The sequence below is a fragment of the Embleya sp. NPDC127516 genome (assembly GCF_044765325.1).
In the GTDB taxonomy this organism is placed as follows: domain Bacteria; phylum Actinomycetota; class Actinomycetes; order Streptomycetales; family Streptomycetaceae; genus Embleya.
The window spans coordinates 20,855-47,091 of record NZ_JBIWJT010000025.1; the positions used below are offsets into that span (position 1 = coordinate 20,855).

At 71.1% G+C, this 26,237-nt stretch carries 18 protein-coding genes and 1 pseudogene; all 19 read right to left on the reverse strand.

Annotated elements, in window-relative coordinates:
- Nucleotides 1–114: 114 nt before the first annotated feature.
- Nucleotides 115–1,773: a histidine ammonia-lyase gene (hutH, locus tag ACIRL2_RS36435; RefSeq protein ID WP_402238069.1), complete on the reverse strand. Its 1,659-nt coding sequence runs from the start codon at nt 1,771–1,773 to the stop codon at nt 115–117.
- Nucleotides 1,774–2,592: 819 nt separating this feature from the next.
- A pseudogene (locus ACIRL2_RS36440) lies at nt 2,593–3,471 on the reverse strand (DMT family transporter); the annotation flags it as partial.
- Nucleotides 3,472–3,479: 8 nt separating this feature from the next.
- On the reverse strand, nt 3,480–4,814 hold the full coding sequence (locus tag ACIRL2_RS36445; RefSeq protein ID WP_402238072.1) for an MFS transporter: 1,335 nt from the start codon (nt 4,812–4,814) through the stop codon (nt 3,480–3,482).
- Nucleotides 4,815–4,819: 5 nt separating this feature from the next.
- Nucleotides 4,820–6,154, reverse strand: a complete 1,335-nt coding sequence (locus ACIRL2_RS36450; RefSeq protein WP_395864863.1) for an acetyl-CoA carboxylase biotin carboxylase subunit family protein — start codon at nt 6,152–6,154, stop codon at nt 4,820–4,822.
- A 62-nt stretch (nt 6,155–6,216) separates the two neighbouring features.
- Nucleotides 6,217–7,377, reverse strand: a complete 1,161-nt coding sequence (locus ACIRL2_RS36455; RefSeq protein ID WP_402238075.1) for a saccharopine dehydrogenase family protein — start codon at nt 7,375–7,377, stop codon at nt 6,217–6,219.
- Nucleotides 7,370–8,455 (reverse strand): saccharopine dehydrogenase, encoded by a 1,086-nt coding sequence (locus ACIRL2_RS36460; RefSeq protein ID WP_395864859.1) that lies wholly within the window; start codon nt 8,453–8,455, stop codon nt 7,370–7,372. Before ACIRL2_RS36460 ends, ACIRL2_RS36455 begins: the two co-directional genes overlap by 8 nt.
- Before the next feature lie 49 nt (nt 8,456–8,504).
- Complete coding sequence (locus ACIRL2_RS36465; protein ID WP_402238078.1) at nt 8,505–10,772, reverse strand: iron-containing redox enzyme family protein; 2,268 nt, start codon at nt 10,770–10,772, stop codon at nt 8,505–8,507.
- Nucleotides 10,773–10,804: 32 nt separating this feature from the next.
- A complete protein-coding gene (locus ACIRL2_RS36470) occupies nt 10,805–11,722 on the reverse strand; it encodes a 3-oxoacyl-ACP synthase (protein WP_395864855.1) in 918 nt (305 codons plus the stop codon).
- A complete protein-coding gene (locus ACIRL2_RS36475; protein ID WP_402238081.1) occupies nt 11,719–12,582 on the reverse strand; it encodes an isocitrate lyase/phosphoenolpyruvate mutase family protein in 864 nt (287 codons plus the stop codon). The genes ACIRL2_RS36470 and ACIRL2_RS36475 overlap by 4 nt, the downstream gene beginning before the upstream one ends.
- 50 nt (nt 12,583–12,632) lie before the next feature.
- A complete protein-coding gene (locus ACIRL2_RS36480) occupies nt 12,633–13,427 on the reverse strand; it encodes a thioesterase II family protein (protein ID WP_402238083.1) in 795 nt (264 codons plus the stop codon).
- Nucleotides 13,424–14,518 carry a C45 family autoproteolytic acyltransferase/hydolase gene (locus tag ACIRL2_RS36485; protein WP_402238086.1) on the reverse strand — a complete coding sequence of 365 codons (1,095 nt, stop codon included), beginning with the start codon at nt 14,516–14,518 and terminating at the stop codon, nt 13,424–13,426. The genes ACIRL2_RS36480 and ACIRL2_RS36485 overlap by 4 nt, the downstream gene beginning before the upstream one ends.
- Entirely contained in the window at nt 14,515–15,129 is a 615-nt protein-coding gene (locus ACIRL2_RS36490) for a GNAT family N-acetyltransferase (RefSeq protein ID WP_395864848.1), read from the reverse strand. Before ACIRL2_RS36490 ends, ACIRL2_RS36485 begins: the two co-directional genes overlap by 4 nt.
- Nucleotide 15,130: 1 nt before the next feature.
- Complete coding sequence (locus ACIRL2_RS36495) at nt 15,131–15,394, reverse strand: acyl carrier protein (RefSeq protein WP_331771933.1); 264 nt, start codon at nt 15,392–15,394, stop codon at nt 15,131–15,133.
- A complete protein-coding gene (locus ACIRL2_RS36500) occupies nt 15,378–16,928 on the reverse strand; it encodes an AMP-binding protein (RefSeq protein WP_402238089.1) in 1,551 nt (516 codons plus the stop codon). Before ACIRL2_RS36500 ends, ACIRL2_RS36495 begins: the two co-directional genes overlap by 17 nt.
- The gene (locus ACIRL2_RS36505) at nt 16,925–20,311 is read right to left on the reverse strand and encodes an amino acid adenylation domain-containing protein (protein ID WP_402238092.1); all 3,387 of its coding nucleotides are present in this window, start codon (nt 20,309–20,311) and stop codon (nt 16,925–16,927) included. The genes ACIRL2_RS36500 and ACIRL2_RS36505 overlap by 4 nt, the downstream gene beginning before the upstream one ends.
- The gene (locus ACIRL2_RS36510; protein WP_402238094.1) at nt 20,308–22,641 is read right to left on the reverse strand and encodes a class I tRNA ligase family protein; all 2,334 of its coding nucleotides are present in this window, start codon (nt 22,639–22,641) and stop codon (nt 20,308–20,310) included. Before ACIRL2_RS36510 ends, ACIRL2_RS36505 begins: the two co-directional genes overlap by 4 nt.
- The gene (locus tag ACIRL2_RS36515; protein ID WP_395864840.1) at nt 22,638–23,813 is read right to left on the reverse strand and encodes an NAD(P)/FAD-dependent oxidoreductase; all 1,176 of its coding nucleotides are present in this window, start codon (nt 23,811–23,813) and stop codon (nt 22,638–22,640) included. The genes ACIRL2_RS36510 and ACIRL2_RS36515 overlap by 4 nt, the downstream gene beginning before the upstream one ends.
- Nucleotides 23,810–25,162, reverse strand: coding sequence for a lysine N(6)-hydroxylase/L-ornithine N(5)-oxygenase family protein (locus tag ACIRL2_RS36520; protein ID WP_395864838.1), 1,353 nt, complete (start codon nt 25,160–25,162; stop codon nt 23,810–23,812). The genes ACIRL2_RS36515 and ACIRL2_RS36520 overlap by 4 nt, the downstream gene beginning before the upstream one ends.
- Nucleotides 25,163–25,290: 128 nt before the next feature.
- Nucleotides 25,291–25,431 carry a hypothetical protein gene (locus ACIRL2_RS36525; RefSeq protein WP_395864836.1) on the reverse strand — a complete coding sequence of 47 codons (141 nt, stop codon included), beginning with the start codon at nt 25,429–25,431 and terminating at the stop codon, nt 25,291–25,293.
- Nucleotides 25,432–26,237 lie beyond the last annotated feature (806 nt).

Genomic DNA, 26,237 nt, shown 5'->3' on the forward strand with positions numbered 1-26,237 from the left:
CCGCCCGGGAGACGCCGCGCCCCGGTCCCGGAGCCCGACGGCTCCGGGACGGCCGGCCCGGTCGGCGGCGTCGACCCGCGTCGACGCCGCCGATCCGGCGGGGTCGCGCGGGGCTCAGACCCCGTCGGGGCGCAGGGTCCCACGGGCGACCATGTCGACGGCGGTGTCGACGTCGGGCGTCATCCAGCGGTCCTCACCGAGGGTGGGTACCCGTTCGCGGAAGCGGTGGTGCAGTTCGTCGGTGGCCTTGGCCAGGGGCAGGTCGCCCATGGTGGGACGGGCCAGGTCGATGCCCTGCGCGGCGAGGAGGAACTGCACGGCCAACACGATCTCGGCGCGGTGCAGGTTGTCGTCGAGGTTGCGCGCCGAGGCCATGGCCATCGTGTTGTGATCCTCCTGCCCGAACTTCTCCGGTCGGGACAGCACCCCGGCGGGCATCGCGCGTGCCTGCATCTCCGGGATCAGCGCCGCGCCGACGGTCTGGACCTGCACCATGCCGGAGTTGAGTCCGACCGGCGGGCCGGCGAGGTTGTCGGGGAGCCCGTAGCTCCACTTGGAGGCGATCAGCCGTCCGGACAACTCGTGCGAGAGTACGGACACGTCGGTGATCTGCGCGTTGAGGGTGTCGATCGCGTGTCCGATCTGTGCGCCGTCCCAGTTCCCGCCCATCACGAACTCCCACGTGTCGTCCGGACGTTCGAACAACAGCGGGTTGGAGGTCGAGGCGTTGGCCTCGCGGGTGATGATGGTCTGCGCCTCGTCCAGGGTCTGCCGGGCGGTCGCGACGATGTGCGGGGCGGCGCGTACGGACACCGCGTCCTGCACGCGCGGCGACGTCTCGCCGAACCGCTCCCGGCCCTGCTCGGTCATCCACGCGCTGTCGTCGGTCAACTCGCGCAGCCGGGCCGCCTCGTGCTCCTCGGCGGGGATGCGCCGCTCGGCGTGGGTGCGCTCGTCCAGGGAACTCGCCTCGGCCCGGGTCGCCTCCAGGAACAGCGCGAACGCGCCCCGGAATTGGTCCAGGAACCGTTCCGAGCGATCCACCGACGCCGTGTAACGCGCCGTCAGCACACCGCTGCCGCTGATCAGCGGCAGCGTCTCACCGGCTTCCAATGGGAACTCGACCGGCAGCCCCGCCTGTTGGAGCACCTCGCGGGCTCCGCGCGCGGGCCCCTCGCGGTACCGGGCGGTGCCCGCGTCGCCGGTGAGCACGAGTCCCGCGGCGGCCATCGGCTGGAGGTCTCCGGTCCCCAGCGAGCCGATCGAGGGCATCACCGGGGTCACGCCCGCGTTGACCAACGCGAGCATGCGCTCGACCATCTCGGGCCGCACGCCCATTTTCGCCCGGGCCATCGCGTTCGCCCGCAACACCAGGGCCAACCTGGCCACGCCGGGGGAGAGTTCCTCGCCGGTACCGGCGGCGTGCGAGCGCAGGACCCGGCGTTGGAAGTCGCGTTGTTGCTCGTCGGTGAGGGGATGGTCCTTGAGCGGGCCCAGCGCCTGGTTCCAGCCGTACACGCGCTGCCCGCGGGCGAGCGCCGCCAACGCTCCCGTGCGGGCGGTGCGCATGCGCGTGGCGGCGGCCGGGGCCAGGCGTACCGCACCCGCGTTCCCGTGCAGCACGGCCTTCATCTGCGCGAGGGTCAGGTGGTCACCGTCGAGCGTGATGCCCGCCGCCTGCTTGGTGTTCGTCGACGCGAGCGAGGCGACCGGCCGCTTCGGGCTCGGACTCGCCGAGCCGGTCACCAGGGCGGACGTCACGGCGACCGCCACGACGACCCCCGTCCAACGTCGTCGGCGTGCCGGTGGCACGGGCCGAGGTGGAGCGGCCGGATGCGGCCGGAGGCCCTTGAATTCGGGAATCGGGAACGAAAAATTCACACCGAGACCATCGGCGCCCCGGCAGGGATCCTGAACAATCTCACCGTCGGCGCCGGCGAGGGCGGCGGTGGTGCCGGGGCAGGCGGCGGCGACCGGCGGGTCCGTTCGGCTCGCCGCCGTCGCGGATGTGCCGGGTCACTCCTCCTGGTCGTCGTGGGCGTACAGCTTCAGCACCGGAACGCCCACCTTGTGGCGGGCCCGGCTGGCCCAGTCCCGGTGGAAGAACTCCTCGACCAGGTGCGGGGCGGTCAGCACGATCACCTCGTCGGCGTGCGTCTGTTCGACCACGGTTCGCAGCAGGTCCAAGGGGTGGCCCTCGATGAGTTGGCCCACGGCCTCACTGCCGGCCTCCCGCAGGCTTCGGAGCGAGTGCTCCAGTGCCAGGGCGGCGGGCCCCTCGGCTCCCTCGCCTTCCGGCTCGTCCGCCTCGTGGACCGCCTGCTTCAGCTCTCCGAGCGCGACGTCGTCGATCGAGCGCAGCAGTCGGTCCTCGTTGCCGCGCGGCTGCATCAGCACGACGAAGGACATCGTGTCGTCGTGGAGGGTGGTGACGAGCTCGACGTCCGCCGCGGACAGCGGCTGCTCGACCATCAGAACGCTTGTGAACACCATGAGCCTTCCCTCGGCGCACCCGGACGGGCACGGACGGTACGCAACGATAGCGACACGTTCCGCCCTCGATCCTCTGATTCCCTCGCGCACCGCCGTCGACGCCTCGGGCGTGGGTCCGCGCCGGGAGACCAGCACCCCCGTCAGGCACAGCGCGCCGCCCACCAGTGCCACCGGCTCGGGCACTTCGTCGAGGAGGGCCCAGGACATCAGCACGACGACGACCGGCACCAGATACGTCGTCGCACCCATCCTTCCGGCGGTGGTGCGCGAGAGCGCGTACGCCCACGTGTAGAAGGCAAGCGCGGTCGGGAACAGGCCCAGATAGACCATGCCGAGCACGGCGCGCGGGGGCGCGGACGCCAGATCGTGCGCCAGGCCGTCGGCGAACGGCAGGCACGCCACCGCGCCGACGGCGCAGCCGAACGTGGTGACCTGGAGCGCCGAGGCATGCCCGAGCGCGGGCTTTTGCGCCATCACGCCGGCGGCGCTGCCCACGGCCGCGACCAGGCACAGCAGTACGCCCACCAACGGGGCGCGGCCGGCGTCCAGGCCGGCGAACCCGACCAACGCGGCGCCCGCGAAGGCCAGTGCCACGCCCACCATCAACTGCCGCGGGAACCCCTCCTTCAGGAGCCAACCGCCGAACAGGGCGATCAGGATCGGGCCGACGTTGACCACCAGCGCCGCGGTGCCCGCGTCGACCTCCTGCTCACCGCGATTGAGCGCGACGAAGTACACGCCGAACCACAGCACACCCGAGCCGAGGATGCCCGGCCACGCCGCACGGGCCGGCACTCCTTCGCCGCGCACCAGCAGGAACAGGCCCAGTACCACCGCCCCCAGGACCAGCCTGCCCAGCGCCAGGGCGCCGGCGGAGAAGTGCGGCGCCGCGTCACGGATGACGACGAACGCCGACGCCCACAACAACACGGTGATCCCGGCCGCGACCAACGCCCGCCCCCGGTCACCCCGCCACATCCTCCCCGTCACCCGCCCGACGCGCCGGCCGTGCTGCTCGACGCGTCGGCGGCATCGGAACCCACCGGTTCCGCCGCCGGTTCGTCCCGCACCGACACCAACACCAGCACGATCGACAACACCGAACCCACCGTCAGCACCGGCCACACCTGATGCCCGAAGCGAATGAACAACCACCCGCCCACGACCGGTCCGACCGCCGCGCCCAGGCTCCAGGCGAAGTGGAAGCCGCCGATGTAGTGGCTCTTGAGATGCGCGGGTCCGGCGACCACCGGATAGGCGGTGGTGGCCGGACCGCCGAGGATCTCGCCGACCGACCAGATCAGCGTGCCGAGCAGGATCACGGCCGGGCCCAGCGGCAGTCCGTACACGGCCACGCCCACGCCCACCAGGACCAGGGCCCACGCCATGGTCAGGCGTTGCGACCATGCCTGCGCGTACTTGGTGACCAGCAATTCGAACGAGATGACGATGAAGCCGTTCAGTGACACCGCCAGCGTGTACCAGAAGATCGCCACGCCGCTGTCCTTGACGTCGAGCGGCAGCGTGGACAGGTACTGCACGTAGACGACCCCGAAGAAGAAGATCGCGGTCAGGTAGAGCATGTAGCGACGATCGCGCAGCATGGCGCGATACCCGCCCCGCCCGATCCGATCGGCCTCCCGCGCGCTTTCCTCCCCGTCGGCGCCCGCGGCGGCGGGCGCGCCCGCCGCGCCCGGTTCGGCTGATCGGGGCGGCAACGTCAGCCACGCGATGGTCGCGTAGATGAGCGCGATCGTCGCCTCGACCCAGAAGACCAGTGCGTAGCTGCGGCCCGCCAGGTTGTACAGCGCGAATCCGAACAGCGGCGCGACGGTGGCGCCCAGGTTCAGCCCGAAGCGGTACATCGCGAAGATCATCACCTGGCGGTTCGCCGGGGTGAGGTCGGAGAGCAGGGTGGCCGACGCCGGGCGGTAGAGCTGCCCGGCCAGGCTGACCAGGGCCACCGCGACCAGGATCAGGCCGAACGAGGGCAGGTAGAGGATGGCCGCCAGGGGCACGCTCGCGCCGACCATGCTCAGCACGCTCGCGTTGCGCGCGCCGAGCCTGATCGACAGCGCCCCGCCCAGCAGCACGCCCACGATGGCGCCGCCGCCATACACACCCAGCGCGAACGCCGCCTGACCGTCCGAGTAGCCCTGCGAGGTCAGGAACAACACCAGGAAGATGTTCAGGAAGGCGCCGAGGCGGTTGACGAACGCCCCCGCGAGCAGCGTCTTCGCCGGGAGCGAGGCCTGCCGGAAGGTGGCCACCACGGCGGCCTTGTCGCTGTCGTGGCCCTCCTCGTGGACGACGTCGGTCATGCCCGTCAGCCGATGACGATGCGGATGGCGGCGCGGACGCGCTGCTCCAGGGCGTCGAGTCCGTCGGGCGTGGGGGCGTCGATGAAGAAGGTGACGGACCGGTCGTCGGAATTGGCGAGCGGCACCAGCGAGGCACCGCGCTTCTGCAGGACCAGCACCGCACGCAGCGTCGGTTCCTCGCCCGGCCCCCCGGGTTTGATGTCCGGCCACACACCGCTGTCGCCGATCCACTCGGGCCGTACATCCGGCCAGTCCAGGACGACGTCCTCCAGCGTGCCGGGCCGGTGCTCCAGGTAGACCTGCCGGGTGTAGCGGTGCGGCCGCGGGTAGCCGGCCGGTTCGCCGAGCGCGACGCGCAGGATCTCCGGCTCCAGGGGACGGCCGGTGGCCAGTTGATACAGCGTCAGCAGCCCGTCGCCGGGGGTGCGCGCGGCCACCTCCATCAGGCGCGGGAGACCGTCGTCGCCGACCCGCCACTCGGAGTGCGCGATCCCGTTCTCGAACGCGAGCGCCTCCACCAGCCGCCGATTGGCCGTCACGAGCGCCTCGCGCAGGTCCTCGCGCACGCCGGGCACGCTGTGCGCCATCTCCACGAAGGTGTGCGTGTGGCTGTCGGTGGTGACCTTGTCCGTCACCGACGCGAAGACCACCGCGCCGTCCTGGACGAGGCTCTCCACGGAGAACTCCGGGCCCAGCACCTTCTCCTCGACCAGGACGACCTCGTGGTCGGGGTAGGAGGCCAGCCGCTCGCGCAGCGCGGCCACGTCGTCGACCGTCTCGACACCGGAACTGGAGGCGCGCGAAGCGGGTTTGACCACGGCCGGGAAGCGCACCGCGCCGAGATCGACGCTCGCGCGCTCGCCGGCGGGAATGGTCAGCGACGCCGGTCCCAGGTCGGCGGCGTACCAGCGTTGGAGATACTTGCTGCGGCAGGCGCGGCTGGCGCGTAAGCCCGGCGAGCGCACCCCCAGTCCGTCGGCGAGCAGGCCGGTCGGCTCGGCGAGGTAGTCGCCCACCGCGTAGGCGCCGACGATGGTGTACGCCTCGCGCCAGGCCGCGGTCCGGGCGATCGCGCCCGCGACGAACGCGCCCTGCACCGTGAAGTCGCCGGTGACGTAAGCGATTTCGGTGATCTGCGAGGCGGGGTTGGAGGTGTCGGCCATCGCCGCCGTCGCCTGCTCGCGGTAGGACTCCGCGGTGATGACCAGGATCTCGAGGCCGCGCCCGGAGAGTTCGGTCAGATACAGCGGATTGCGGCGGATCACGGGGAACGAGCCGGTCAGGATGAATGCCTTGGGCCGGTCGGCGGAATCCCGCGACTCGAGTCGTGCCTGGGTCATGGTTCCGTGTCCTCCTGGATCGGTGGATCGGTGGATCGGTGGATCGTGGGGCCGGCCGGTGCTCAGCCCGTCCGGCGTTGTTCGTCGAAGCGCCAGTCGACGCCGTTCGCGCTCAGGAAGGCCAGCCACCGCCGGGCGTCCTCGGCGCCCTGGGCGGCCTGGCGCAGGCCGGCGGGCGCCTGTCCGTCGAGGATCTCGGTGACGCCGTACGCCAGCGGCAGGGACACACACCGCGCCATCGCGCTCTCCTCGGCGTCGCCGACCGTGTCCAGGACGTATTCGCCGTGCCAGGACGCGCCGTTCGCGCCGCGGATGTCGAGCGCGACGGCGAGCACGACCCGGTCGCGGTCGGCGTCGGTGGTCGGATGGCGGGCGGCGAGTTCGTCGGCGAGGGCGGCGATGCGGTCTCCGTCGCCGGTGCGCACCGTGGCGAACACGTCCTCCCAGGCCCGCAGCCAGCCCTCCAGGCGCAGCGTGCCGCGGACGAACACGCGCGCCTGCCAGGCGGGTGGGAAGGCGTACTGGGCGAGGTAGGGGACGCTGTCACGGTTGGGGTAGGCCTCGAACGTCTCGCCGTCGAGCACGTGCGCGCGGGTCGCCGTCCACGGGAGGTCGACGACCCGCTCGACACCCTCGTCGAGGTAGCGGGCCGGTGCGCGCAGCGCGCTCAACACTCCGCGCGGCGCCCAACTGAAGCGGTAGCGGAACTCGTTGGGCTCGGCCGGGACTCCGCCGCAGTACGAGGTGAACTCGACGGTGGCCGGGCCGTCGCCGACGACCTCACGGCCCCTGGCCACCAGCAGGTCGGCGAACAGGTGGTCGATACCCGGGTCGAGGCCGGCCTCGGTCAGCACGACCAGGCCGGCCTTCGCCGTGGCCGGCGCCTCGGCCAGGATGCCCTCGGAGACGTAACTGCTGCAGGCGAAATGGGCGTTGTGCTCGACGCACAGCCGCAGCAGCGCGGGGTGCTCGCTCGCGGGCAACATCGACACCACGATGTCGCCGGTGCGCAACTCCTGTGCGAGCCGGCCCAGATCGTACGCGCGGGCGCCTGCGCGGTCGGTCAGGCCCAGCCGGGCCAGGCAGCGCTCGGCCTTGGCGTCGGTGCGGCCCCACACCAGCAGCCGCCGGGCCCGGTCGGCCACCACGCGCAAGCCGCTGCCGGTGGACAGGCCGGTGCCGATCCAGTGCACGGTTCCGTCGGCGGGAATCGCGTCAGACATGGACGTTCTCCGTTTCCAGGCCGTTCGCTTCGCATGCGTCGCGGAAGACCCGCAGGCAGCGCTGCCAGGGTTGGCCGGGTTCTCCCAGGGTCAGCAGATGGGGCGTCAGTTCGGCGGAGAAGGCGACGCCGGCCTCGCGAGGCAGCAGCGACGGCAGGTTGTCGATGGCGATCACGCCCAGCGGGTCGCCGACGTCGCGCAACGGGCGGACCGGCTCGCGCCAATCGGTGGTGTCGTCGTAGATGGGCAACACGTTGTCGCGCGAGGTGACGTCGCACGTGACGTCCGCGATCAGGGACAGTCGCCGGGGCCCGGCCCGCAGGGATTCGACGGTCACGAACGGCGGGGTCGGCGCGGTCACCAGCACGGCGTTGACGAGAATGTCGTGATCCATCAGGGCCGCGCGGTCCAGCGATCGGGTCTCGGCGACGTCCCAGCAGGTCGGCTCGATCCCCGCGACCGCCAGCGCGTCCCGCGCGCCGCGCCCGCACCGACCCAGTGCCCCGACGACCAGCACGCTCGGCCGCGTGCCGCCGGACGTCTCGCGCAACACCCGATCCAGGGCCTTTTTCGTCAGCGGTCGCAGCGGCAGGTCCAGCCGTCCCCGATGCCGGAGCACCGCGAGCGCGGCGCCCATGTAACCGGCCCAATAGCCGAACGCGGCCAGCCGTCGACCGTCCGCGTCCGTGAGGTACTCCATGTCCAGCAGCGCGCCGCCACCCGCCGCGAAGCGCCGCAGCAGCGCCGCGGCGTCGCGCTGGCCCTTGTACGCATGGCCGAAATACACGTGCCGGTGCGCCAACGCAGCCGGCTCGGCGGGCAGTTCCTTGAGCCCGACGATGAACTCCGTGGCCGGGGCGTCGAGCCAGGAACCGGCCTCGGCGGCCACGCAGCCGGCGTCGAGATAGTCCGAGATCGGAAAGGCGCGCTGCGGCGAGTGCTCGACCGTGAGCGTGATGCCGTGCGCGACCAACCGCGCGGCGTCGGCCGGCACGATCGGTGCCCGCCGCTCGCTCTCGCGCGCCTCGTGTCGCATCGTGATCCCGACGTCGGTCGTGCGCGGGTGGGGTTCGGCCATGTGGTGCCCTCCGGTTGCCGGTTCGTGATCTCGCGGGGTCGGGGCCGACTCAGATGACCAGGTCGGCCAGGTCGTCGGTCTCGCCGGGGGACGGGGTGTCCGGGCCGGCGGGCGGGTCGCCGGCGGATATGCGCTTGAGCATCGGCTGTTCGAGGAAGTACGCGAAGGAGGCGTACCCGCGCCACACGCGACGCCACTGTTCGGCCACCGCCGCCTCTCCCACGGTGCGCCGCACCCGGTCGAGATAGCCGACGATGATGTCGGCGGCCTGCTTGGCGTGCCCGGCGGAGAAGTTGTCGATGGTCAGATGTGCCTGCTCGTAGCAGTCGTCGATGCCGTGATGGCGCAACTTCTGCAACTCGTGCAGCCGCATCTCGCCGGAGCCGAACATCTCGATCGCCAGGTTGTAGCCCAGGATCTCGTTGTGGAAACGGTCCGGGAACAGGCACATGCACAACTGCTGGATCGCGAACCCGTAAAGATCGTCCGGGAGTTCATCCTGCTCGATGAAGGCCTCGTCGCGAATGTGCGGAAGCCGGATGCCCGCGCTGGCCAACACCCGGTGGGTCAGCGTGATGTGGTTCTTGCGCAGGTCGCCGTTGCCCATCTCGTCGGCGTAGATGGCGAACAACATGGCGTCGGTCTCGCGCTCGTCGTGCCCGAGATTGCCGAGGCGGTGCAGCCACGCGCCGTCGATGAGGTAGGTGAGGTAGTAGGTGGACTGCCGAAAGAGCACCTCGTCGCGGTCCGGGATCTCGCGCAGCGGCTCGTACGGGTCGACCAGCTTCTCCCAATAGACCCGCTCGGCCCGCTCGTACAGCGCCTGTGGGCTGTAGTCGAACCAGCTCGCGTCGGTGTACCGGCCGCCGGCGCCGTGCACGAACAGGATCTCCGCGTCCCGGAAACAGCGCTCGGCCCGCTCGGCGGCGATCGGCAGGGTGTTGGGGAAGTTCTCGATGTTGACCAGGCGGTGGAACAACTCGCGGTGTTCGCGTGGTTCGGCCTCGGCGATCACGACGTCGGCGGGCGCGCTGCGGGCGATCGCGGCCCGCCGGCGCTCGGCCGCCTCGTCCCCGGCGGTCTCGGGTGAGATCTCGATGACGGGACGCTCGCCGGCCTGGACGCTCGCCGCCCAGGCCCGGAAGGTCGCCGCCTCGTGTTCGTCGAAGATCCCGAACATCGGCCCGCCGAAGCGCATCGCGTCCAGGAGCCGGCAGTCGCCGTTGCCGGGCCCGCGCAGGTGGCCGGACTCGCGTAGGTCGGCCAGGAAGCCGGCGAGGTCGATCCGGGCGGCGCCGAAGACGTCCGTCAGCGCCTTGCCGCCGATCCGCACGTCGCCGTGCTGGCGGCCGGCGAGCGGGGCGTGGCGCGCGATGATGTCGGCGACCTTCGACTCCAGGGTGAGGTTGTCGTGCCAGGCGCCGAGCTCGGCGAGCATCGCGACGTGTTCCCGCTCCAGGTCCAGGGTCAGCCGCACGGCCGCGTACAGCCGGCGCCGCGTGGCCGGACCGGCCAGTGCCAGATGTTCGGCCAGCACTTCGCGCAGATCCGGCTCGGACAACAGCGGCGCGGTGTCGGTGAGCAGGTCGTCCACGCCGAGCGCGTGGAAGGCGTAGTGCACGCCCGAGACCTCGGGCAGGAAATTGGCGGGCAGCCGGGACAGGGCCAGGTGGAAGCTGCCGTGCAGGGCGGTGAGCGGGCGGGCCCGGGCCTTGTCCAGGAAGTCGGCGGCGGCGATCTCCGGCAGGAGTACACCCGCGCTCTCCAGCGCGCGCCGGCGCAACCGGGCCTGGCCGCGCTCGGGATTGCCGCCGCCGCGCAGGGTCAGGTGGTGGGCGAAGAGCCGGTTGACGACGACGGAGGGCTGGGTCGCGGGCTGGGAAAGCGTGTCCAGCCGGCAGCCGGCCGACAGGGCCAGCGGCGCCCGCCCCCGCAGGGCCCTCGCGCGCGCCTGCGGACCCGATCGGGTCAGGGCCGCCAGGACCGCGGCCAACTCGGCGCGGACGGCCTGTACTTCGGCGGCGATCGCATCGGCGTCGGCGAAGGTGCCGGCCGCCGCGTCCGGGGCCCGGTCCTCGGCCGCGGGCAGGAAGGCGTCGATCACGCGCCGGGCGACCAGGAGCGTCGACTCCGACTCCTGGTCGCGCAGCAGAAGCCGGAACAACTCGTTCGGCTCCGCGAGCGTGGCAGCCCGGGCTTCCTCCCAGCCGGCGCGGCTGAACGCGAAGGGCCGGTGCGGCAGCGCGTCGATGGTGTCGGGAAGGACGAAGGGCACGAAGCCACGGTCGCGGCCCGGCGTACGCGGTGCGGTGGTCATCCTGGGCCTCCTCCTGGGGGTGTCGTCCACGGTCATCCGGCGGCCCTGCGCAGCAGCACTCCGATCCGTTGACCGGGAACGCCGGCGGCCAACAGGTAGTGCCGGCCCGGTTCGACGTGCCCCGCCTCGGCCCGGTCGACCAGGTTGATCAACGGATCGGCGGCGAAGCAGTGGCCCACCCGGGTGATGTTGTCCAGATGGAGCTGGGCCGGGGTGAAACCGGCCTGCCGCTCCTTCATCACGATCACCGGCTTGAAGATGTTCGCGTGCATCAGCCCCGCGATGTCGCCCGGCTTCATCCCGAGGGGGGTGAGCAGGCGCTCGTTCACCGTGCGGGCCAGGTCCGCGCTGATCTCGTTGGCGTGCGCCAGCCTGCCCGGGTCCTGGGCGCTCGCGCAGGCGAGGATCTCGTAGCCGCCCTCGACCTCGCCCTCGGCCGCCACCAGGCAACTCGCCGCCCCGTCGCTGAACAGCGCGTAACTCGCCATCCGGTCGTCCTCGTGCGCGGCGCTGTCGGTGGTGACCACCAGCACCCGCCGGTGGCGACCGGCGCGGACGAACGCGGTCGCGGTGTCGATCGCGGCCAGCAGGTTCACGCAGCGATTCATGTTCTGCCCGTAGAAGGGGACGTCGCCCAGGCCCGACTCGGCCAGGAAGGACTCCATGAACGCGCCGTGACCCTCCGAGGGGCCGGGTACCCGGGTCGAGCACAGCACGACCGCGTCGGCGCCGCTCGCCGTGGCCCGCAGGGTCGCTGCGGCGCTCTGCGCCGCGATCGCCTCCAGGCTTCGCTCGGTTCGTCGCACGGTGCCCCAGCCCCACAGGCCGGGCGTCGGCGCCATCTTGAACTCGGCGGCGCGCGCGGCCAGGTTGGCGATGCTCGTGTGCGGGACCTCGAACTCGCCCAGGACGTACCGCGGCCCGTGCAGGTGGGCGGACGGTCCGGTCACGAGTCCTCCTCCGGTTCGGCGGCCGGCTCGGACATCAGCGCGTTCACCTCGGCGTAGGGCACGGCCTGCCCGACGAAGGCGAACGTCCCGTGCTCGCGCACCTCGCGCGCCGCGCGCAGGAAGCCGCCCAGCGCGGCCCGGGCGAACGCCGAGCCCAGGCTGATCCGCCGAGCGCCGCACTCGCGCAACTCCTCGACCGACAACGCCGGACCGACCCCCGCGAGCACGTTGACCGGCCGATCGAGCACCGAGCACACGGTGCGGATCGCCTCGACGTCCGGCAGACACGGCGCGTACAACACGTCGGCGCCCGCCGCCTCGTAGGCCTGGAGCCGCACGACGGTGTCCTTGAGATCACCCCGGCCGTACAGGAAGTTCTCCGCCCGCGCGGTCAGGGTGAACGGGAACGGCAGCGCCCGGGCCGCCTCGACGGCCGCGGCCACCCGCTCCACGGCCGCCTCGATCGGCAGGATCGGGTCGTCCGGGTCCCCGGTGGCGTCCTCGATGGAGGCGCCCACCAGGCCCGCGTCGGCGGCCAGCCGGATCGTGTGGGCGATCTCCTCGCCGGACGTGCCGTAGCAGCTCTCCAGGTCGGCGCCGACCGGCAGCGGCGTCGCGGCCACGATCGCGCGGGCGTTGTCCAGCGCCTGCTCGCGATCCAACAGGTTCACGCCGTCGGAGTGGCCCAGCGCGAAGGCCAGGCCCGCGCTGGTGGTCGCCAGCGCGGTGAAGCCGAGCTGCGTCAGCAGGCGGGCGCTGCCCGCGTCCCACGCGTTCGCCACCACGAACGCCCGCTCGCTCTCGTGCGCCTCCTTGAAGGCGAGGCCCCTTCGGTACCGGTCTGCCGGGTCGAGCAGCATTGCCGTTCCTTCCGATGCGCTTTGGATGCGTTCAGCGTGCCCTTGCGGGGTCAGATCACTTCGATGTGCTGATCGGCCCGAACGGCGGTCAGCAGCAGGTCGATCACCGCCGAGGGGCCCTTGTCGCGGAAGTGGAAGTGGCCGCCGTCGACCCAGTGGCACTCGGGCGGGCTCACACACTCGCGGTCCCACAGCGCCAGCTTGTCGGGGGACAGGTAGGGGTCGTCGCGGCCGGCGATGAGCGTGACGCCCACCGCCAGCGGGGCGGCCGAGGTGTACTCGTAACCGGCGGCCATCCGGAAGTCCGCGATCACGCCGGGCAGCAGCAGGTCCAGCACCTCCTCCTGGGCCATCACCTCCGGGGGCAGACCCTCGAAGAACTGGAGCGCCTCGGCGAACTCCCGGCCCTCCAGGGCCGCGAGATGGCGAACGCGCTGCGAGGGCGCCAGCGAGGGGGCCGACACGCCGGAGACGAACAACCGTCGCAGCGTGGACAGATCGCGCAGCCGACGCGCGGTCTCGAACGCGACGAGGCTGCCCAGACTGTGTCCGAACAGGTAGACGGGCCGCGTGCCGTCGGCGCCCGACTCCCGGGCCCGGGCCCGGATCGCCGAGGCCGCGCCGTGCGCGAACTCCGCCAGCGTCGGTCGGGCCTCGCGTGCCCGGTGCGCGCGGCCGGGCGGGCACACCGCGACCAGTTCCGCCTCGTCGCCCAGCTCCTCCTGCCAGGACAGGAACGAACGCGCGTCGCCGCCCGCGTGGGCGAAGCAGTACACGCGCGGGGTGTGCGCGGCGGCGCCGTCGCGCGTGACGAACCAGCCGCCGCCGGCCACGGACACACTCACGAGATCACCTCCGCCGGTGCGGCGCCCCGGGCCACGGCGGCGCGCAGCGAGAACGAGTGGGTGCGATGGAGCGCCGGATCGCCCGGCCGCACGTGCAGTTCGCCCAGGTCCGGCCGCAGCACCACGGCCGCCACCGTGCGCTCGCGGCGGACGTCGCCGTTGCCCTCGACCCGGATCGGCGCCCGCGACAGCAGCGCGAAGTGCTCCTCGACGCCCGCTCGGGGCGCCAGCTCGGTCAGACGGGCACGGCAGGCGTCCAGCCGCTGCCGGGAGAAGTTACGGGCGAAGACGTTGAGTTCGTCGTGCGCGACGAAGTCCGGGTGCAGGAAGTGGTTGGTGTGCGTGCTCGTCGAGGACTCGCTCACCCGCAGCTCGTCGCCGAGGATCTCCACCCACGCCGACTTGCGGGCGTCGCACAACACCAGGTTGCGCGAGCTCGCCAGCTTGAGGGTACGCAGGATCCGTACCGCGTCGTCCACGTCGCGGGCGCTGTCCAGCAGGTGGCGGATGGCCAGGTAGGGCGGCAGGCCCGGTCGCCACCGGCCGCCGAGCACGAGGTTGAGCCCGACCGCGAGACCGTCGCTGTTGACCCCGAGGTAGCCCAGGAGCCCACCGAAGCCGAGCACCAGGACCCGGCGGGGCGAGCCGGTCCGCGTGATGTCCAGGACGCAGATCTGGTCGTCCAGGTCGCCATTGAGGTCGACGGTCTGCGCCAGCACCGGGCCGGCCGCGCCGCCGACGGCGTACGTCGTACAGTCACCCATGGTCGGTATGCGCTGGTATCCCATGATCTCGCGCCGGACCTGCAACAGCAGCGCCTCGTCGGCACCGAGCCCCGCTCCCTCGGCCAGCCCGTGCAACTCCTGTGCCAGCAAAGGCGTCTGGGTCTCTATCTCGACCCGGTACGCATCCAGCGTCGGCTTCAGCGTCGCCCACGACACCGGGGCCGGCATGATCCGGTTCAGCCGGGCCAGCCCGTCGTCGAGGAAGGCGCGCAGGCTCTCGGCGCGCTCGACGCCGTGCCGTCGGCCGCACTCGAAGGCGTCGCCCCGAGCCCGCACCACCGGCACCCGCGGGCCGGCCGCGGTCACGCCTTCCCCGTCGGTCGCGTCACCTTGGGCCCGGCGAGCAACTGCGCGCGAACCGACGGCCATTCGGCGCGCAGCACGCTGTAGTAGATCGCGTCCCGGCGCCTGCCGCCGGGCATCGGATTGAAGCTGCGCAGCACGCCCTCCTCGGTGGCTCCGATGTTGCGCAGTCCGGCGCGCGCCTGGAGGTTGAGCACGTCGGTCTTGAACTCCACGCGCTCGGCGTTCAGTTGTTCGAAGGCGTGCTCCAGCATGAGGAACTTCGCCCAGCGGTTGATGCCCTTGCCCCGGAACTCGGCGCCCAGCCACGACCAGCCGATCTCCAGCCGCCCGTCCGGCTCGGCGATGCTGCAGAAGCTCATGCTGCCCGCCGTGCGATCCACGGACTTGTCGATCACGTTGTAGACGACGCGGCGACCGGCGGCCTGATCGGCCAGGGCCGCGTCGAAGAACGCGTCGAACTCGGCGTCGGTGGCGATCACGAGCACGAAATAGCGCCAGATCTCGGGGTCCATCGCCTGTTTGCGCACCGCCTCGCGATCCTCGGGGACGATCGGCCGCAGCAGGACGTGCTCGTTCTCCAGCGTCGTCGACGCGGTCTGCACCCAGGTCATCTCAAGCCACCTTTCCGGCGTGGCGCGACAGCGCCTCGGTCACATCGCGCAGCGTGCTCATGGCCGCCACGTCGGGTTCGGTGAAGCAGGCCAGGTCCACCCCGGCATCGTCGCAGGCGGACATCAGGAACAGGACCTTGTTCAGCGAGGTCAACCCGTACGTGCCGACCATGTCCTGGTCCAGGTCGATGTCCTGGGGCGCGACGCCGGATTCCAGCACCTGGGCCAGGTTCCGCCTGGCCACCGTCTCAATCTCGCACTGCATGGATGCTTCCCTGGTTGTCGTGGATCCGGGAACGGTAGGCGTCGAGGATGCGCCCGCGCCTGGCCTTGAGCTGAGAGGTGAGCAGCCCGTTCTCGACACTGAACCGAGGACTGGCCACCACCACCGTGCGGATCTGCTCGTCCTGGCCGAACGCCGCGTTGGTGCGCGCGAGTTGCTCGGCGATGGCGCGCTCCTCGGCAGGCCCCACCGGATCCGCGGCGGGCGAGACCACCGCGACCAGATGGGTCTGCGTCGGGCAGAACACCACACATTCCTCGATCACCGGGCTGGACTTCATGTGCTCCTCCAGCGGTCGGACGACGATCTTGCGGCCGTTGTCCAGCACGATCACGTCGTCGGCACGACCGTGCACGAACAGGAACCCGTCCTCGTCGAGATGACCGATGTCGTTGGTGCGCACCGTCCCGTCCGCGGCGAACACCCGCTCGGACACCCCGAGCGGCGCCTGCTCGTAGCCCCGGCACACCGGGTGCTCGGCTTGCACGTGGATCACCCCCTCGGCGTCCAACAACACCCGTTTGCCCGGCAGTACGCGCCCGACGCTGCCCCGCCGGTGCGCGCCCGGGTGGTTCTTGGTGACGATGCACGTCTCGTTGAGCCCATACCCCTCGAAGATCGGCAATCCGGCGTCCTCGAAGAAGGCCAGCGTGCCGGTCGAAGCCGGCGCCGAACCGGTCCACAGATAGCGGATGCGGTCGCCGAACAACTGCCGCGCGGCGCCGCGGCGCGCCGTCGCCTCGTCGCCGTCGACGCCGGCACCACGCATCCGGGCCTCGATGTGTTTCCTGGCCGTCTCGAAGAATCCCGGCACGCCCATCACCACCGTCGGCCGGATCCGGCGCAATGCCGGGAACGCCGCCTCGTACGTGCTGATCGTGACGTCGTGGCCCCAACGCAGCGCGGAATACGTCCAGTAGCGCTGCTGGAGCACCGACAGCGGCAGGAACACGAGCAGATTGTCCGCGCCGCCGTGCCCGAACATCTCCTGGACCGCGCGCAGATCGTCGTCGATGCTGCCGACGGACGCGGTGAGCGTCTTGGGCTCGCCGGTACTGCCCGAGGTGAGCTTCAGCGACAACACGTCGTCGGGCGAGTAGACGATCGGCTCCGGGACGCGACCGTCGTCCGGTGCGCTCGCCGCCGCGTCGACCTCCGCGAGGGCCCTGCTGCCGGGGGCCCGCGGCGGGCCGTCGGTGAACAGCACGCCCAGGCGGTAGCGCTCGCGCAGACCGGTGTCCGTGTCGAACTTGGTCGGATCGAAGCCCACGGTCACCGCGCCCAGGCGGATCGCCGCGAGATCCAGCAGCGCCCACTCGAGACAGTTCGCGGCCAGGATGCCGACCCGGTCGCCCCGATCGATGCCCAGGTCGCGCAACCACACGGCGAGGCGCCCGGCGCGCGCGTGCAATTCGGTCAGCTCCATCGTCCGGATCCCGCCGAGCCGGAAGAAGGAGATGTGCGGGCCGGGGGTGGGGGCCCGGGAGACGATGTGGTTGATCACCGAGTCGCTCATGTCGCGCTCGACCCCGCCCCACCGCGCTCGGCCAGGCCGCGCTCGATGTGCGCGGCCATCGTGCGCACCGTGTCCACCTCCGGCAGCCGGTCCAGCGTGATCGTCAAGCCGAACCGCTTGCGCACCCCGGCCAGGATGCGGGCGGCCACCAGCGAGTCGCCGCCCAGGTCGTACAGCGGGCGGGTGACGTCCAGGTCCACGTCCGCGACGCGCAGCGGCTTGGCCCACAACCCGGCGACCACGAGCTCCAGTTCCGAGTCGGCGGCGGTGGGCGCGGACGCGGACGGCGCGGCGGATTCGGCGGCTTCCGCGAGCCTGACCCGGTCGACCTTGCCGTTGCGGGTCAGCGGCAGCGCGGTGTGCCAGTACACCCCGGCCGGGATCATGTACTGCGGCAGATGCTCGCGCAGCGCCGCGCGCACCGCCTCCACGTCCGGACGCTCGTCGCCGGCGGGCACGAGATGGGCGACCAGCCGATCGCCTTGCGCGCCGCCCTGTCGGGAGACCACCGCACGCTCCACGGCGGGCAACGCGACCAGGCGGGTCTCCACCTCGCCGGCCTCGATGCGATAGCCGTTCACCTTGATCTGGAAGTCGCCGCGGCCGAGGATGTCGATCTCGCCGTCCGGCAGATAGCGGCCCAGGTCCCCGGTCCGGTACAGGCGCTCGCCCCGCTCCGGGTCGATCACGAAGCGCTCGGCGGTCAACTCCGGGTCGCCCCAGTAGCCGCGTGCCAGGCCCACCCCGGCGGCCCAGATCTCGCCGGTGACCCCGTCGGGCACGTCGCACCCGTACTCGTCCAGCACGTACGCCCGGTTGTTCGCGTTCGGCCGGCCGTACGGGATGCTGCGCGAGCCGTCGTCGTCCTCGCCGATCGGGTGCGACACGTTCCAGATCGTGGTCTCCGTCGGCCCGCCCAGCGAGACGATCCGCGGGTCCAACCCGAGCTTGCGCAGGTCCAGGGGCAACGTCGGCGGGATGCGGTCGCCGCTCATCATCACCAGCCGCAGCGTGTCCAGCGCGTCCGTGCCCTCCGCCGCCTGGTCGCGCAGCAGCGACACGATAGCCGGGACCGAGTTCCACACGCTCACGCCCCGCTCGCCGCACAACCGCAACCAGTGCGCGGGATCGGCCGCCTTGTCCGCGTCCGGCAACACCACGGCCGCGCCCGAACACAGGGCGCCGAAGACGTCGTAGACGGACAGGTCGAAGTTGAAGGCGCTGATCCCGAAGAACCGGTCCGCCGGCCCGACGCCGAACCGCGCGTTGCAGTCGGCGACCACGTTGGCCACGCTCCTGCGGCTGACCATCACGCCCTTGGGCTCGCCGGTGGTCCCCGACGTGTACAGCACGTACGCCAGGTGGTCGTCGTCCTGGGCGCCGGGCACCGGGCGCGGATCGGGCACCGGACCGGGCGGCAGCGGGCGGCTCGCGTCGAGCACCAGGACCTCGCGCCCGGTGTCGTCGCCGGCGGCTTCCGCGTCGTTGGTCAGAACCACCCGCGCCCGGCCGTTGCCCAGCATGTACGCGCGCCTCGCCCGCGGGAGTGCGGCGTCGACGGGCAGGTACGCGGCCCCGGCGAGCATCGTGGCGAGGATGCCGACGATCTGCTCGGGCCCGCGGCGCATCACCAGCCCGACCAACTCGTCCGGGCACACGTCGCGGGCGCGCAGCCACGCGGCGGCGTGCGCGGCGTGCCCGTACACCTGCGCGTAGCTGTACGACGCCGCGCCGGTCAGCACCGCGGGCGCGTTCGGCGCGCGCTCCACGTGGGCCAGGAACGCGTCCGTGAGCATCCCCGGCGAAGGCAGCGTCACCGTCGTCGTGTTGGCCGCCCGGCGGCGCTCGCGCTGCGCCTCGGGCAGCAGGTCGAACGTGGTCGCCGACCACGCCTCCTCGGCCAGGAGCGCCTCCAGCAGATGCTGGTAGCCGGACACCAGGTCCGCCACCAGACCGTCCGGGAACAAGCCGTCCACGCTGTCGAACTGGACCACCACGCCGCCGTGTTGCTCGAACGTGGACACATCCAGCCACACCTGCGGAGTCTGGCTGGAGGTGTACACCTCCGCCCCGAACAACTCCAGGGCCGAGCCGTCGACGTCGGCGTGCGCGTAACCCAGCGCGCTGTTGAACGTGTACGGCATAGGCCCGCGCGCCGCACCGCCGCGCCGACCCGCCTCGCGCAGCACCTCGATGCCGGTGAAGTGTCGGTTGTCCAACCCCCGGCGCAGCCCGGCCTGCAGCGCACGCGCTCGCTCCACGAAGGGAATTCGCCGGTCCACCTCGATCTCGACGAGCATCGTCTCGCAGAAGTTGCCAACGGCCTCGAACATGCGCGGGTGGATCGGCGGACGATTCGCCACCGTGGTGTTGATCGTGAAGCGCGAACCGGCGCCCCACGCCGCGAGGGTGTCCGCGTAGATCGCGAACAGCAGTGCGGAGGGGGTGAGTCCGGCCGTCGCCGCCCGGGCCTTGAGCGCGATCCACTGCGACCGGGTCAGCCGCGCGAAGTGCGCCGAGAAGCGCGGGGCCACGATCGAGGAGGGACTCGTGCGCAGCGGCAGGTCCGGAGCGGGCGCGAGATCCTCGAGCCGGTCCAGCCAGTACTTGCGCGCGCGCTTGGCCGGGGCACGGGTGCGCGCGGCCTCCAGCGCGGCCACGTACGCCTCGAAGGACGCCTCCTCCGGCGGATCCGCGTGCTCGGCGCCCGCCTCCCCGGTCGCCTTCCCGGTCGTCTCGTCCGTCGCGTCCGCCATCACGTCATAGGCGTGGCGCCAGTCGCGGAAGAACAGGAACATGCTGATGGCGTCCATGACCAGGCCGTCGTGGTCGACGTGCAGCACCATCCGGTCGTCCGCCAGCACGGTGACGTCGACCACCAGCAGCGGCGCACGATCGGCGGGCAGGATGCGATGCGAGCGCGACTCGCGCTCGGCGAGCAGATGTTCGTGCTGCGCCGCCTCGGACGCGCCGCGCAAGTCCACGCGTGCCACGCGCACATCGACGTCGTGCTCTCGGACCTGTCGACCATCGGGGGTGAAGCGGGTGCGTAACGCGCCGTGGCGCGCCACGACCGCGCGCAGCGCCGCCTCCAGGCGGTCGATGTCCCAGACGCCCTCGATCTCGTGGTAGACGTGGCTGGCCACGTTGCCCATCTCGACGTGCTCGCCCCGTCCGACCAGATAGCTGCGTTGCAGATCGGTCATCGCGAAGCCGTCCGGCGCGTCCAGATGGGCGACGATCTCTGCCTTGTGCTCCTTGATCAGGCGCAGCAGGTCGGGATCCATGCGCTCCCTGGGGCCTTGCAGGCGCAGGTCGGCCCCAACGGCCGTGATGGTCAGACCCCTGGCCTCGATCTCGCGGAGAACCTGTATGTGACTCATGCCGGCACCTCCGTGTGCGCGGCGACCTCGTCCGGATCCAGGCCCTCGGCGATCAGCGCGCTCAGTTCGGCGACGGTGCGGGCACCGAGCAACTCCTCGATGGGCACGTCGGCGTCGACCTGCTCGGTGAGTTGGTACTGCAGGGCGATGGCCTGCAACGATTCCATGCCGAGCTGGACCAGGGACCGGTCCCGCACCGGCTCGTCCGCGGGCAGGCGCAGGAGGTCGCGCACCAGACCGCTGAACCAGGGGAGCAGCGGCGGGGCCGGGTGGTCGAAAGACGGGTGTTCGGACGCCGGGGTCGAGGAAGTCGGGTTCGAGGGCGCCGGGTCGGTTGTTCCCGGGTCGGCGAAGAACACCTGGCCGGCCAGGTCGACGGCGGTTCCGGCGGGCACCAGGTCGATCCCGGTGGGCCACCGGGTCGGCGCGGGCGCGCCGAGCGCGGTCGACAGGCGGTTCGCGAACCTCGGCATCACCGGCGCGCCGCACGTGGCCAGGAGGCGGGCGGCGGCCAGTTCGAGGGCGACCACCGTGCGCGCCTCGTCCTTGAAGTCCGCCACGTCCGCGGCCGGGGCCTGGAGGCGGGCGAAGGTGGTGACGTCCGTGACGATGCCGTCCAACAGTTCGGCCGCGCGGTTGAGCGAGAATCCGTCCTGCCCGAGGGCTCCGGTCAGCGCCGATCGGCGCGCCTCCAGCCGGGCCAGGAAGGCCGCGTGCTCGGGCCGCCAGGTGCCGGCGTCGGGCGCCACCCCGCCGTACCGCTTCGCGACGCGCTCGCCCAGGTCGTTCAGCCAGGCCTGCCACGTGCCGACCAGGGTGTCGCGGACGAAGCCCTCGTACGCGTCGGGGGAGAAGCTGGTGCGTCGGCCCTCGGGACGGGTCAGCGCCAGGTAGAAGCGGATCGCGTCGACCGTGCGCGGGTTCAGCACGTCCTTGCCCCAGATCGCGTGGCCGCGGCTGGTGGAGAACTTGCTGTCCTCGAGGAGGTAGAACTCGTTGATGTTGTAGTCGATGTCCGGCTGCCATCGTGGATGCGCGACGCGGTACAGCGCCGGGATGAACATCGGGTGGAAGAAGCTGCCGTCCGAACCCAGGAAGTGCACGATCTTCCAGTCGGCCCCGGGGTCGTCCGCGTCCCAGTCACGGCCCAGGTCGCGGCCGAGTGCCCCGATGCCGTAGAGGATGCTGAAGGCGTAGTCCAGCCACGACCAGATGACCTGACCCGGCACGTCGGATTCGGCGGGTGTGATGCCCCATTCGGCCGGATGCGTGACCGGGATGTGCAACCGCTCGCGGCGGGAAAGCCGTTCGGCCAGTTCCTTGACCCCCGCCGGGACGCGGCCGAGCCGGTGGTGGTCGGTGACCACCTTCCCGAACTCGTGCAACGGGAAGGTGTATCGCACCAGCGGACTCTCGCGCGGAGGCGCGTCGCACGCGGCGGAACGCGGCTCGACCAGGTCGGTGCACACGTTGGGTTCCAGGCACGTCTCGCAGATGTTCCCGCCGCTGTCGGCGTCGCACGCGGGGCAGCGTCCGGTGACCCCCGACTCGTACAGGTATTCGCCGGTGTCGGCGGCGAACAGCGCGGCACCCTCCCTCGGTGCCACCGTCCCCGAGGCGGTCAGCCGGGAGAAGAAGGTGCGCAGCGCGGCCGGGTAGGCGTCGTCACGGCTGGTCGCGGTGTACTGGTGGACGTCGATGTCCATCAGCTTCAGCGTGGCCAGGATCTCGGCGCTGTAGTGCGCGGCGGTCTGTGCCGGCGTGCGGCCCTCCCGGCGGGCGGCGGCCACGACGTAGTTCTGGTAGTCGTCGCTGCCGGTGATGTGCCACGCGTCGGCGCCGAGCATGCGCTGGTGCCGGACGAACACGTCGGCGCCGAAGAACGGCCCGGACAGGTGCCCCAGGTGCAGGTCGCCGTTGGGGGTGGGCGCGGAGGAGAAGACGAACACGGGACGCTTGCCGAACCCGCGGTGTCCGGTGTCGTTGGCCGCGTGTACCGCTCGTTCGCCGTCGCGCCAGTAGAAGCTGACGAACAGCAGGTCGGTGTCGCCCGTGTTCTCCACCGAGTGCGTCTCGAACGGTTCGAACTGCACGACGGTGGAGGCGGATACCGGATGGCGCTCGGCGTCCACGGTCAGTTCCCCGGTTCCGGAGACGAACACCCAGGTCTCGGTCTCGTCGTGCTGGTGCGCCTGCGAACGCGTGCCGGGGGCGATGCCGACCCAGGTCGCGCCGACCCCCAGCCGCGTCGCGGAGCCCGTCTCGACGGCGGCCACGGCGACGCCGTCGGCGGCGCGGGGGGCGTCGGGGCGATAGGTGCTGATCTTCACGACAGACTCCTTTGCTTCTCCCACGCGTGCGGAGGAATCGAGGACAGGTCCAGCAGGTCCGCGGCCTCCGCCGCGATCGCCGGGGCGAGCCGATACCCGGAACCGTTGGCGGTGCCGGCGAAGACCACGCGCCCCTCGCCCAGCGCCCGCACCTGCGGTTCTCCGGTGGGGCTGTACGCGTCACAGAACACCCGGCCCGAGACGCAGCGTTCGGCCAGTTCGGGGGCGTAGCGGCGCAGGCTCGCGCGCGCCTGGTCGACGTCGTCCGCGGACAGCCCGTCGACCAGGTCGTCGGGATCGACGTCCCAGGTCGTGCAGGTGTAGCTGAACAACCAGTGCCCCGAGGCGTGCAGGGGCAACAGGAAGGCGTCCTCGTCCTGGAAGACGACGGCTCGGTCGGTGCGGGTCGGGACCCGCTCGATGTGCAGGGCGACGATCTTCTTGACCCGGGCGCCCAGCGGGGCCAGCAGCTCCCGCCACGCGGGCTCGGCGAGCCACGGGCCCGGTGCCAGGACGACCCGCTCCGCGGTCAGCGTCTCGCCGGTGCCGAGGGTGAGTTCGACACCGCTCACGCTCGTGTCGCGGCCCGGGCTCGCGTGGGCCAGGGCGCGGACCGCGTCCACATGGACGCCCTCGCGCAGGGTCACCCGGGGACGGAGCTCCCGGGCGAGGTCGTGGACCAGGGCGTACACGTCGGCGTACTGGGCGCCTCGACAGTTCCAGATCCGCGCGTGCTCGGGCAGGCGGAGGTCGGGAGGGCCGGACGGATCCTGCCCGGGTGGTGCGCCGGAGGGATCGGCCGGCGCGGGACTGTCGGTCACGGTGTCGATGCGGGTCAACTCGGCGCTGTCGAGGTAGATCTCGCGCACTCGCGCCGCGTTCGCGGGCGAGGCGACCACCGACATCGGTACCGCGTGGATGGGCAACTCCGGGGCGCGCTGCTTGAGCCGGGCGTAGTAGTCCTGGCTGTACGCCGTCATGCGCCGAACCCGCTCCGTCGCGCCGCGCGGACAGTGCAGTCCCGCCGACCGTCGGCTCGCGCCCGCACCGACGGTGTCCCGGTCCAGGAGTACGACGGATGCCTCCGGCGCGCGTGCGGTGATTTCCCGGGCGACCAGGCACCCGACGATTCCCGCGCCGACGACGGCGACATCGGCGTGTTCGGGGCTCACAGAGCGTCCAGTTCGTCGACGGGCGGCTTGGCGGACCACTCCACGAACGACGGCAGTTGTTCGTCGGAGCCCACGCCCAGAAGCCGGTCGAGGATGCGCCGGCTGCGCCAGGCGGTCAGGCTCAGATTGGGATCCGCCAGTCCGCGCTGGCCACGTGCCGCGTTCTGCATGAAGATCAGGCGATCGCGGGGGCCGTCCCATTGCACGGCGAAGTCCCGGTCGATGCGGTACTCGTCGCCCTCGCGCTCCAGGCGGCTTTCGATCGGCGCGAGGAAATCCGTCGACGCCGGACGAAATCCGGTGGCCCACACGATGGTGTCCACATCCACGTGCTCGACCACACCCGGTCGGTCGTTGTGGCCCATCTTGATGGTCCACCCGCCGGACTCGTTCGCGCTCACATCGGTGACGCCACGATTGGGAAGCAGCGCCAGCAGATCCTGCGCCCCGTCGATGAAGCGGTGCTCGTAGCAGCGCTGGTAGATCTCGCGCAGCGTCGACTCCGAGATGCCGTCGCTGCTCAGCACGTTGCGATTGTTGAGCGACTCGCGGACCGCTTTGTCGAGGCCGGAGAAGTACTCGGAGTAGCTCGGCATGTAGTACTCGTTCGTGAACGGCGAGTCGTCGATGGGAAAGTAGTTCCCGCGCCGCGATATCCAGGTCACGCGCCGAGGCAATTCCTTCGGCGTCCGTGATATCAGATCCAGGAAAGCTTCCGCTCCGGACTGGCCGCCACCGACCACGGCCACCCTCTTGCCGACGAGTCCCGCGCGCGTTCCGTCGATGAAGTCGGAGACGTGGAACTGGGTGTCGCCGAGCTTGTCCCGAGCCTGTTCCGGAACCCAGGGTCTGGTGCCGACGCCGACGCAGATGTTGTCCGCGGTCACGGTGCGGCGACTGGTGTGCACGACGAATGAATCTTCCGCGTCGTCGAATTCGACGGAGACCACTTTTTCGCCGAACACGATGTTCTCGTTGCGCCGGCTCGCCCACTCCAGATAATTCCGGAATTCCCGACGGGGAACCGCTTCGTATTGGGCGTTGATGAAGTGGTAGATCTTCCCCTGTTCGTGCAGGTACGAGAGGAAGGAAAACCCGTTCGTCGGGTCGGAGAGGATGACGAGATCCTTGAGTAACGACACCTGTAACGACGCGCCGGGTATCTGCTGATTGTCGTGCCAGCCGAACTGCTCCTTCTGGTCGAGAAAGAGATTCGGCGTCTCCGAGCGTCCGTGCAGCAGCGACGCCAGGCTCAGGTTGGCAGGACCGACTCCGATGCCGACACAGCGGTACTGCGCCGACTGGGGTTCGTTTTTTCCCGGAATACGGTTTTCGACTGATTTCCCCACGGCTCGACGACACTCCCAGCACTCGCGCAGGACTGGTCATCCGGCGAAATTCCCCAGCGCAACGCGCGTAACTCGCGACATGGCCGGGGAACAGCCCCGGTGCGCCGGGAACCGGCTCACGCGGAGCTTCACGACAGATGCTTCTCGGAGGTTGGCCGCCACGCGCTGCGGAAGTCGAACGGTTGTCCGCGGCGCACGCCGGGCGGCGACAGGTGGTCGGATTTCAGGCACACGAGATTCCCTGCCCGCTTAATCTCGATTTCGAGCACGGCAGGCAGGTCGCGGAGCTTCGGTCCCGGTCCGTCCGTTTAGTCGGTGACGACTGGCGGAAGGGGTACCGACTCCGCGGAGAAGCTTCGGAACGGCTATTACTCAGCTATTCACTTTGGTTTGACCGGAGAGTCGCGTCATCAAATCTTTTCGCGCGAGTTCGCGCGGGCTGATGACCGAGATAGACTCTATAGCAGGGCCGGCGGCTTGGCTAGTGCGTCGCGGCGACCCTCCCGGGAAGATCGATTACCCGCCGATGGACGGAAAACGCGAAGATCGTATTCCGGTTCCCCAATCTTTGACAACTGCCGGGATGCCATTGATCAGGCGCTTTACCTTGGATATCGGCCGACCGGCACGCGAGGCGAACCGCACATGGACGAGATCGTGGACGAGATCGATCCTCGCCGCCCGACCGGATCGGCCCATGAGTTTTCGGGTCATGACCCCGCCGCATATCGTTGACAATCTCAAGGAAGCGGAACCTCCGATTTTGCGGCCGCGCGCTCCGACCATGCCCCCTCGAATTGCCGTCTCCGGCACCGCATCGACGGGCCCGGCTTCGACCGGCGACCCACATCCGCCGACGCGGGGTCGCGACCGGCGGGACGGCGATGTCCCGCAGGGGTCGGGGCCGGGCAGGGCGCGCACGGGCATGCGTACGACCCGGGCCGGCGGCCGGGCCGGGCTTCGTGCCCGTCCCTGCCGCCGACCCGGGTCCGCGGTCGTCGAGGTTGCCTATTTTGTGCCCGGTGCCGGCGTCCTTGCGTGTCGGCACCGGGCGCGGTTGTCGTGGCGGTCGTGC